A 10,806-nucleotide genomic window follows, 5' to 3' on the forward strand; every position below is an offset into this window, starting at 1 on the left:
AAATGAGAATATCATATAATTGGCTCAAGGACTTTTTAAAAATAGATAAAACACCTGAAGAGCTATCTGAAATATTAACAAACATTGGACTCGAAGTTGAAGGTTTGGAAGAGGTGGAGGATGTGCCAGGTGGACTTGAAGGCTTAATTATTGCAGAAGTATTGAGTTGTGAACAGCATCCAAATGCTGATAGATTACGTATAACCACGGTTGATAATGGAAGTGGAGAGCCGTTGCAAGTAGTTTGCGGTGCTCCTAATGTAGCTAAAGGACAAAAGGTAATATTAGCAGGGGTGGGTACAACTGTTTTTCCTTTGAGTGGAGAACCTTTTAAGATTAAAGAGTCCAAGATTCGTGGTGAACTTTCGCAAGGAATGATTTGTGCAGAAGACGAAATTGGATTGGGAAAGTCGCATGATGGGATCATGGTGCTACCTTCTGAAGCGAAGATTGGTGTATTAGCAAAAGAATACTTCAATATACAGTCGGATACGATTTTCGAGATTGGTTTAACACCTAATCGTTCTGATGCAGCATCTCATTTAGGTGTTGCTCGTGATATCGCTGCCTTTCTACGGAAAGATTTTAAAATGCCGGATATCGCTGCGGTTAGTTTTGGTGATAGCCAGAATGAAATTAAAGTTTCTATTGAAAATGAAGCTGCCTGCCCGAGATACACTTCTTTAACAATTAAGGGAATAACTGTAAAGGAATCACCAGAATGGTTGAGGAGTCGTTTGTTATCAATTGGTGTACGACCAATCAATAATATCGTAGATATTACAAATTATGTTTTGCATGAGCTTGGTCAGCCTCTTCATGCTTTTGATGCAGATAAGATAGCTGGTAAGCAAATCATTGTTAAGACTTTATCTGAAGGGTCGCCTTTTGTAACATTGGATGAGGTAGATAGGAAACTATCTTCTAATGATTTAATGATATGTGATGCAGAAAAACCATTGTGTATCGCCGGAGTTTTTGGAGGACTTTCTTCAGGAATTAAGGAATCTACGACTTCTGTGTTTTTAGAAAGTGCTTATTTTAATGCAGTTTCTGTTCGTAAGACTTCAAAATATCATGGGTTGAAAACAGACGCGTCTTTCCGTTTTGAAAGAGGAACTGATCCTGATATCACAGTTTTTGCTTTACAAAGAGCTACTAAATTAATTCTGGAATTGGCAGGTGGAGAAGTTATTGGCGGGGTTTCTGATATTTATCTAAGTCCAATTAAGCCAGTGAATATTTCGGTTGTTTATCGGAATGTGCAGAGATTAATAGGAAAGGATATCCCTAACGAAGAGATTAAAGCAATTATAGGCTCGTTGGGAATCAATATTCTAAAAGATAATGGTGAGGTTCTAGAAGTGGAAGTTCCTCCTTATCGGGTTGATGTGACGAGAGAAGTAGATATTGTAGAAGAAGTACTTCGCCTTTACGGTTATAATAATATTGAGATCAGCCAGCAGATAAAGGCTTCATTGAATACTTCTCCAAAACCAGATAGAGAATTAATAGAGAATCAAATTTCTGATCTCCTAATTGGAAATGGGTTTCATGAAATTTTGAATAATTCTTTAACAAAGATTGCATATGCAGATAAACCGGATGAAGCAGTTCGTATAATCAATCCTTTAAGTAGTGATTTAGATGCAATGCGACAGAGTTTATTGCATTCCGGACTGGAGGTTGTTGCTTATAATCAAAAGCGGAAGTTTGCTGATCTAAAGCTTTTTGAATTTGGGAAAGTGTACTTTAAGTCTCCTAAAGGTTATAACGAAAATAAACGTTTGGGAGTGTTTCTAACAGGAGACATGAATCGTGAGCAGTGGAATAATGTTGATGAAAAGGTTTCTTTCTTTGATTTGAAAGGTATTGTTGATGGGATACTAGGTCGTTTGAATATTAAGAAGTTTCAGACAAGAGATGTAACAAAGAAGTCTTTTTCTTACGGACTAACCTATGCCAGAGGTGAACAAGTATTTGTGGATTTCGGTGTTGTTGACAAAAAGACATTGAAGTTGATGGATGTTCAGGGTGAGGTTTTCTATGCTGACTTCAATTGGGATATAATCTTAAAGAGTATAACGAACAATAAGATAGTTTATAAAGAGGTTTCTAAGTTTCCATCTATAAGAAGAGATCTTGCAATTTTAGTTGATGAAAATGTATCATTCGCTTCCTTAAAAGGAATAGCAGAGAAGACGGAACGGAAAATACTAAGAGAAGTTAATGTTTTTGATGTATACCAAGGCGATAAGCTGCCAGCTGGTAAGAAGTCTTATGCTCTGAGTTTTATATTCCAGGATGAAGAAAAAACATTGACGGACAAACAAATTGATTTAGTGATTCAGAAATTTATACTTAACTTTGAGAAAGAACTCAATGCTGAAATAAGAAAATAAGATATAACGCATGCCAACTGTTTCTGACCAATTAACCCGTATAGTTGACCGATCAACAAAAATCATTGACTTATGTGTTACTTTACAGGAAGAGAATGACTTATTAAAGCTTGAGAATCAATCGTTAAAAGTAGCTGTAGAAGTTAGTACAGAAAAGATAAAGAACTTAGAAGAAAAGATAAAGACACTTACAATAGCAAGATCTCTAGACGGATTAAATGAGAGTGTTGAATTAATAAATGAGAAAAACATTGGCATAAAGCAAAAAATTGACGATTTTGTGCGTGAAATTGACAAGTGTATTTTGTTACTTAAATAAAACGGCAATTGCCGGCAAACAAGGCTCAAATGGGAGAGATTTCCATAAAAATAAATATTGCAGATAGAATTTATCCCCTTCGGATAGCAACGGAAGAAGAAGAGGTTATAAGGAGAGCTGCAAAGCTGATAAATGATCGCATGAAGGAGTTTCAGGACAATTATGCGGTTCGAGATAAGCAAGATTTGCTATCTATGTGTGTGTTACATTATGCGACAGCTACGTTAAAAGCGGATGATTCTTCGAAACAAGAAGATAAGGAAGTTGCAAAAAAAGTGCATCAGTTAGATGAATTGCTATCTGGTTTTTTTAGCTAATAGACGTTCTTTAAAATAGAGCCATAAAAGTTTAGCCGCAGTTAAATGTGGGTTTCACTATTAAAAACTTAACGCTTCAATATTACATGCGTGAAATAGGTGTATTCTATTTGGTTTCCATCTAGAAATGATCAAAACGCAAATCCTGTATAGATGAAGTTTTTAATATATGGAGCCCTTGTTTTCTGCGGTTTTTTTTTGATAATAATAAATGGAGTTTGAGTTTAAGGATTAGAGACTCATAATATTTGAAAATAAATATGGAATCAATACTATACATCATTTTAGGTCTCGCGATAGGAATAGTCATAGGCCGATATCTTCTTCGAATTGTCTTTAAGAAACAGGAACTTGCTGTTCAGAATAAAGCAAAAAAGATATTAAAGGAAGCTGAACAAAATGCAGAGCATTTAAAAAAGAATAAGCTATTGGAAGCTAAGGAGAAATTCCTTCAATTGAAATCTGAGCATGAAACTGAGGTTAGTCAGAGAAACAATACTCTTAATCAACGAGAAAATAATGTACGTCAGAAAGAACAATCTATCAATCAACGTTTAGAGAAGATTAATCGCGAGTCTCAGGATTTAGAGAATCAGCGTAAGAATCTGGAAAGACTAGTTGATTTAAATGAAAAACGACAAGAAGAAGTTGAAAATCTAAAGTCTCAACAAATTACTCAATTAGAGTCCATAGCTGGTTTATCAGCTGAGGAAGCAAAGAATCAATTAGTTGATAATTTGAGAGAAGAGGCTCGTACGAAGGCTCTTAGCCAAATAAAAGATATTGTTGCGGAAGCTAAATTAACCGCTAGCAAAGAGGCAAAGAAAATTGTTATTCAAACAATTCAGAGACAAGCTACAGAAAGTGCAATCGAGAATACCGTTTCTATCTTCCATATTGAAAGTGATGAAATTAAAGGTAGGGTGATTGGAAGAGAGGGCCGAAATATCAGGGCTTTGGAAGCTGCAACTGGAATTGAAATTATAGTTGATGATACGCCTGAAGCGATTATCTTATCTGGTTTTGATCCTATTCGTCGGGAAATAGCGCGTTTGGCATTACATAGATTGGTTACTGATGGTCGTATTCACCCGGCTCGTATTGAAGAGGTAGTGGCTAAAACGAAGAAGCTAATTGATGATGAAATTGTAGAAATTGGTGAAAGAACAGTAATTGATTTAGGTATTCATGGATTACACCCTGAACTAATCAGGATGGTAGGTAGAATGCGTTATAGATCTTCTTATGGTCAAAACTTACTGCAACACTCGCGAGAAGTAGCAAACTTTTGTGCAACAATGGCCGCAGAATTAGGTTTAAATGTTAAAATGGCGAAGCGTGCGGGCTTACTTCATGATATAGGAAAGGTGCCAGATGATAATCCTGAACTACCACATGCTCTTTTAGGTATGCAGCTTGCAGAAAAATATAAAGAGCATCCTGATGTGTGTAATGCTATTGGAGCTCACCATGATGAAATAGAAATGACATCAATGATTTCGCCGATTATTCAAGCTTGTGATGCTATATCGGGCGCTCGACCTGGAGCAAGAAGAGAAGTTGTTGAAAGCTATATTAAGCGTTTGAAAGATCTGGAATCACTTGCTTTATCATACCCTGGTGTTGAAAAGACCTTTGCAATTCAAGCTGGGCGCGAATTAAGAGTGGTAGTTGAAAGTGAAAAGATATCTGATGCACAATCAGAAGTTTTAGCGGCAGATATTTCTAACCGTATACAGACTGAAATGACCTATCCAGGACAAATAAAGGTAACTGTAATCCGAGAAACTCGTTCTGTTTCATTTGCAAAATAGAATGCTATGACTAAAAAGAGTGTTCGGAATAGGAAACCTATGAGTAAGCTTGATGCGCTTTTTCTTCAATATGCAGATAGTCATCAAAATCCGACAAATATTTTGATTCATTGGATATGTATTCCTCTTATTTCATTCGGTATTTTCGGTTTGATATGGAGTATTCCTTTTCCTTATATCGAATTACTAGGTAAGTATAATGGTTTTGTTAATTGGGCTTCCTTCGTAGTTGCATTTTCTATTTATTATTATTTGAAACTATCTCCTACCTTATCGTATGGGATGTTATTGATAATCGGATTTTTTAGTTATTTAATTGTTCAATTAGAATATTGGGAATTAGCAGGCGGACCGGCTCTTTGGTTAGTATGTTTGCTAATCTTTATAATATCATGGATCGGACAGTTTATCGGACATAAAATTGAGGGTAAGAGACCTTCTTTTTTAATAAGTTTGAAATTCTTTTTAATAGGACCAATATGGTTATTAGCTAAAGTTTATAAGAGGGTTAGGATACCCATTTAAATAAATTTTCTTTGTTAAGGAAAGAGAAGATGAAAGTTTTATATGCCATACAGGGAACTGGGAATGGTCATCTATGCAGAGCGATGGATGTTGTTCCCAGCTTAAAGAAGATAGCAGATGTTGATATCTTATTAAGTGGAACTCAAGCGGATATTCAATTGCCATTTGAGGTTAAGTTTCGATTAAAAGGATTAAGCTTTATCTTCGGTAAGTCTGGTGGGGTTGATCTGTGGAAAACTTTTATTCATTCACAATTCCGGTTATTTATAAAAGAAGTAAACGCTTGTCCGGTTAATGACTATGATCTTGTTATTAATGATTTTGAGCCGGTTTCTGCATGGGCATGTAGTTTAAAGGATAAGCACTGTATAAGCCTTAGTCACCAAGCAGCCGCTATACATGATATGGCACCAAAGCCTGAAGAGATAGACCGCCTGGGGAAATTCATTATGAAACATTATGCCCCAAGTAATGAAACTTATGGTTTTCATTTCAAATCATATGGCCCTACCTTTTATACACCTATAATTCGAAAACAAATTCGTGATCAGAAGATAACAAACAAAGGACATTATACGGTTTATCTTCCTTCCTATGACGATCATTTATTGATGAGCTATCTTTCTCGTTTTCCAGAAGTTAAATGGGATGTGTATTCTAAACATAATAAAGGAGTCATTGTGTCGGAAAATGTTAGGATTCAACCCATTGATAATGAGAAGTTCGTTGAAAGTATGGCTTCATCCGAGGGTGTATTATGCGGCGCAGGATTTGAAACGCCTGCGGAAGCCTTGTTTCTTAAGAAAAAGCTATTAGTGATTCCTATGAAGAATCAATACGAGCAACATTTAAATGCCGCAGCTTTGCAAGAATTAGGGGTTCCGGTTATCAAGAATATTAAACCTGAGAATGATATTTATATTCATCACTGGATTAACAGTGAGAATGTAATTGAGGTTAATTATGAGAATCAAGTTGAAGATATTCTTACAAATATCTTGAGTAATTATAAAAATCGCGAGAACAAGCAATTATTACCCATTATTTGAGTTTGATACAATGGTGCAGAAATTTGTAGTTTTTCGACTTGTTTTTGTACTTACTCTTAGCCTGTTTTTGAGTGATTCCTTTGGACAGCAGCTTTATTCTATAAGCGGAACGGTTCGAGACTCTTTATCGGGAGAAACAATAGCGGGCGCATCCATTCATATTGTCAATAAGGAAAATACCCTGGGGAGAACCAATGCTTATGGATTTTTCTCCCTAACAACCCCTCCGGGTGAATACGATCTAAATGTTTCCTTTGTTGGTTATCAAACTAAAAGACAGAAGCTTACAATAAATAGGGATACATCAATGGTTATCCTTTTAGATATTGGCAATACCTTAGATGCAGTGCAAATAAATGCTGATTCTCAAAGGGAGATTCTGAACTCTTCCGTTATGGGGACAAATAAGCTTAAAATGGGGGAGATATTGAAAGTTCCTGTTTTGTTTGGCGAGAAGGATGTTCTGAAAACAATTCAACTTTTACCCGGAGTAATATCTGGTGGTGAGGGTAATAGTGGTTTTTTCGTTAGAGGTGGTGCGATAGATCAGAACCTGATTATTCTGGATGAAGCCACGGTATATAATGCTTCCCATCTTTTTGGTTTTTTTTCAACATTTAATTCGGATGCTATAAAAGAAGTTACTCTTTATAAAGGAGGCATGCCTCCTCAATATGGCGGACGATTGTCTTCTGTTTTGGATATTAGTATGCTTGATGGAAACAAAAAGGAATTTAAGGCTCAGGGAGGGATTGGACTTATTGCATCAAGATTTGCATTAGAGGGACCGCTTAAGAAAGATAAGGGTTCGTTTATGGTGAGCGCCCGCAGAACATATGCTGATATGTTTTTGAAATTATCTAAAGACTCAACGATTAATAACAGCTCCTTATATTTTTATGATTTAAACTTAAAAGCGAACTATCAATTTAATGAACGGAATACCGTATATCTATCTGGATATTTTGGTAAAGATGTGTTAGGTTATGCTAAGTCATTTGGATTTGATTGGGGAAATTCTACAGCTACATTGAGGTGGAATCATATTTATAATCCTCGATTGTTTTCAAATACATCATTGATTTACGGTGATTTTAATTATAACGTCGACGTTTTTGATAACGATGCTAATTTTAATATTGCATCATTAATTCGGAGTTATACTTTGAAACAGGATTTTCAATTTTATGCAAAATCGAATCATATATTTCGTTTTGGTTTGAATGTTTTAAAACAGAAGATTAGTCCGGCTAATTTTATTTCTCGAGATACAAGTACCTATTCTAGTCTGGAGTCTGAGTCTCGATCGGGGGTTGAACTTGATACCTACATATCTCACGAATGGAGCCCATCGGATCGTATAAATATGTTATATGGTTTTCGCCTTTCTAGTTTTTTGGCAACAGGTCCGGGAACGTTTAACGAATATGATTCGGATGGAGATATTGTTAATAGTAAAAGCTACGCTGGTTCAAAGCTTGTAAAAAGCTATTTCGTTCTTGAGCCTCGTTTTTCTATTAATTATAAGATAGACCCGGTATCCAGTGTAAAAGCCTCTTACAATAGAAATAGCCAGAATTTACATTTGTTAAGCAATTCAACTGCTTCGTTACCAACAGATGTTTGGATGATGAGTAGTCAAAATATAAAACCACAATTGGCCGATCAAGGTGCTATAGGTTATTTCAGGACAATCAATGACGATCAGTTAGAATTCTCAACAGAGCTCTACTATAAGGACATGAGAAATCAAATTGATTTTAAAACGAATGCTGATATACAGGCCAATCCCAATGTAGAGGCCGATTTGATATATGGTAGGGGAAGAGCTTATGGATTGGAGCTGTTCTTGAAAAAGAGTAAGGGGAAATTAAATGGTTGGATAAGCTATACCTTATCAAGAAGTGAGCGCCAATTCGATGAGATTAATCAAGGTAATTGGTTTGCTGCCAGACAAGATAGAACTCATGACCTATCGCTGGTTGCGATGTATCAGATAAATGATAAATGGAGCTTTTCGAGCACTTTCATTTACAGTACCGGTAATGCGATTACATTTCCAAGTGGAAAATATGTCGTCAATGAGAAGCCTGTTTGGTATTATTCAGAACGAAATGGATATAGAATGCCTTACTATCATCGGTTAGATTTAGGGTTTACGTACGAGCCGAAGTCTAAATCAAAGTTCAGGTCAACTTGGGATTTTGGACTATACAATGCTTACGGTCGTAAGAATGCCTATATTATTGATTTTCGGGAGAATGAGAATAACAAAGATATAACCGAAGCGTATAAGATCTCGTTGTTTGGAATGATACCTTCTGTTACTTGGAATTTTAAATTTTAAAATCATGAAAGCTCCATTTAAACTTTTATTTCTTTTTGTTTATGTGTTCTTTTTGGCAGCTTGTGAGAGTGTAATTGAATTGTCTTTAAAAGAAGTAGAGCCAATTCTGGTAATTGAGGGTAGAGTTAATGATTTGTTTACTCGACAAGAAGTTTTGATATCCGAAATGCAACCTTTTAATTCCCAATCAGGAAGAGTGCCTGTAGGGAATGCAGAAGTATTTTTAAATGAAGATGGCAAACCTTGGCGTAAATTAAAAGAGGTAGAGGCCGGTAGGTATATTATAGATAATTTCTGGGGAAGGCCCGGAAGTACGTATGGTATCGCTGTTAAGTATGCCGGAGAAACCTATCAAGCTGAATCAACTATGCCTCCATTGGTTCAGATTGATTCGATAGGAGTGAGAGTTAACTCTTTTGACGATTCTCGTAAAACTCCGATCATTTCGTACCAGGATCCACCCGGAGTAAAGAACTATTATTTTTTCCAGTTGATAGTAAATGGGAAAGTTAACAGTTCAGTATTCGTTTTTAATGATAAGTATACCGATGGAAAGAACACGGTCCAGAATTTAGATGATTTTTCACTTGAGCTGAAAGAAAAAGATGATGTAATTGTTGAATTGCGAAATATAGATGAAGCAAGCTTTAACTATTGGAAGGGAGTTCAATCTCAAAACGGTTCATCAGCATCACCGGGAAATCCGATATCTAATTTTTCAAACGGTGCATTGGGCTATTTTTCTGCTTATTCCGTTAGCGGTATCTATTTTACCGTCGAGTAATTTATAAGGTTTTAAACTCATATCCGGCATTTAGCCAGTATTCAATGGCTTTGGGAAGAGCATAAGTGACTCTTGGAGAAGCTTTAATATTATCGTGAAAAACAATAATAGAACCGTTTTCTGCATTGTCTATAACATTATTTAAGCATGCTTCCGGATCTAATTTCTCATCAAAATCTCCACTCATAACATCCCACATAATTATCTCATAATCTTTTTTCAGCTGTGCATATTGAGCACGTGTGCCTCTTCCATAAGGAGGTCGAAATAGTTTTGTTTCAGTTAATGTACTGCAAAGTTCAATGTTCTTTATATAATCCTCTTTGGAAGTACGCCATCCCTTAAGATGATTGTAAGTGTGATTCCCTACTTGATGTCCTTCTTCTAAAATTCGTTTAAATATTTCAGGGTGTTTTTTAATATTATCTCCAACACAGAAAAAAGTAGCTTTTATACCATAGCTTTTTAAAATATTTAAAACTTGAGGTGTAACATCTGGTATAGGTCCATCGTCAAACGTTAAATACAAGCAGGGATGCTTACGACTACGATGCCATGTGAGCTGCGGATATAACCAACGCAGCCAAAAGGGAGATTTTATTGGATACCACATGTTGGTCAAAGATAGGAATTTAGTTGAGAGGTCTAATTTGCAATGATAAAATAATATAATCGAATGAAGAAAGAATGTGGTTTTATGAAGATGCTACCAATTGCCTTGTCAGTGTTATGTTTGCTTTTTTCATTTTCGAGCCAGGCACAAGAGGTTTTGACTTTGGAGGAGGCATTGAACCAAGCTCTGAATAACAATCTTCAGGTAAAGCAGGCCTCCCTTCAAGCAGCCCTGACCGAGGAGGATGTTAAACAGGCCCGGATGAACTTCTTTCCCACGGTGAATGCCGGGGTAGACGGAAACCTGCGCTGGGGAAAGAGCTTCGACCAGTTGACAGGCAGCCTGATCAACCAGTCCACCAATTCACTGAACGGAAGCCTGAACGCTTCGGCCTCCGTATTTCAGGGCTTTGCACGGACCAACCAGGTATCGGCTAATAAGTATTTGTTGCTGGCCGACCAGAGTAACATTGAGAAGATCAAGAGCGACCTGGTCCTTTCGGTGGTGACCAACTACCTGGAAGCATTGACCAACCAAGACCTGCTTGCTGCCGGAGAGCAACAGCTGGCCCTCTCGCAGTCCCAATTGGAGGTAGAGCAGATCAATTATGAGGTAGGGAACAAAACCCTGGCAGAC

Annotated in this window: 10 protein-coding genes; 9 read left to right on the top strand and 1 reads right to left on the bottom strand. The window is 36.6% G+C overall.

From position 1 onward, the window contains the following. The first annotated feature begins 2 nt into the window (after positions 1-2). The 8 genes from pheT (at position 3) to VL047_RS08530 (ending at position 9,557) form a co-directional block, all read left to right on the top strand. Positions 3-2,402 carry a phenylalanine--tRNA ligase subunit beta gene (gene pheT / locus VL047_RS08495; protein WP_325359696.1) on the top strand — a complete coding sequence of 800 codons (2,400 nt, stop codon included), beginning with the start codon at positions 3-5 and terminating at the stop codon, positions 2,400-2,402. A gap of 10 nt (positions 2,403-2,412) precedes the next feature. Continuing rightward, complete coding sequence (locus VL047_RS08500; protein WP_325359697.1) at positions 2,413-2,721, top strand: hypothetical protein; 309 nt, start codon at positions 2,413-2,415, stop codon at positions 2,719-2,721. Positions 2,722-2,750: 29 nt separating this feature from the next. Beyond that, positions 2,751-3,038, top strand: a complete 288-nt coding sequence (locus VL047_RS08505) for a cell division protein ZapA (RefSeq protein WP_132224874.1) — start codon at positions 2,751-2,753, stop codon at positions 3,036-3,038. Positions 3,039-3,298: 260 nt separating this feature from the next. Continuing rightward, positions 3,299-4,852, top strand: a complete 1,554-nt coding sequence (gene rny / locus VL047_RS08510; protein WP_325359698.1) for a ribonuclease Y — start codon at positions 3,299-3,301, stop codon at positions 4,850-4,852. Between the two features lie 6 nt (positions 4,853-4,858). Next, positions 4,859-5,377 (top strand): DUF962 domain-containing protein, encoded by a 519-nt coding sequence (locus VL047_RS08515; RefSeq protein ID WP_325359699.1) that lies wholly within the window; start codon positions 4,859-4,861, stop codon positions 5,375-5,377. A 29-nt stretch (positions 5,378-5,406) separates the two neighbouring features. After that, on the top strand, positions 5,407-6,426 hold the full coding sequence (locus VL047_RS08520) for a glycosyltransferase family protein (protein ID WP_325359700.1): 1,020 nt from the start codon (positions 5,407-5,409) through the stop codon (positions 6,424-6,426). Positions 6,427-6,436: 10 nt separating this feature from the next. Then, complete coding sequence (locus tag VL047_RS08525) at positions 6,437-8,773, top strand: TonB-dependent receptor (protein ID WP_325359701.1); 2,337 nt, start codon at positions 6,437-6,439, stop codon at positions 8,771-8,773. Between the two features lie 4 nt (positions 8,774-8,777). Next, positions 8,778-9,557 carry a DUF4249 domain-containing protein gene (locus VL047_RS08530; RefSeq protein ID WP_325359702.1) on the top strand — a complete coding sequence of 260 codons (780 nt, stop codon included), beginning with the start codon at positions 8,778-8,780 and terminating at the stop codon, positions 9,555-9,557. Between the two features lies 1 nt (position 9,558). Here the strand turns inward: VL047_RS08530 and VL047_RS08535 are convergent, their stop codons facing one another. After that, the gene (locus VL047_RS08535) at positions 9,559-10,170 is read right to left on the bottom strand and encodes a polysaccharide deacetylase family protein (RefSeq protein WP_325359703.1); all 612 of its coding nucleotides are present in this window, start codon (positions 10,168-10,170) and stop codon (positions 9,559-9,561) included. Between the two features lie 63 nt (positions 10,171-10,233). On the opposite strand from VL047_RS08535, the gene VL047_RS08540 reads away from it, so the two are divergent. Continuing rightward, positions 10,234-10,806 (top strand): TolC family protein (locus tag VL047_RS08540; protein ID WP_325359704.1); only part of this gene is annotated, 573 nt, incomplete at its 3' end.

The sequence above is a fragment of the Albibacterium sp. genome, from assembly GCF_035514885.1.
In the GTDB taxonomy this organism is placed as follows: domain Bacteria; phylum Bacteroidota; class Bacteroidia; order Sphingobacteriales; family Sphingobacteriaceae; genus Albibacterium.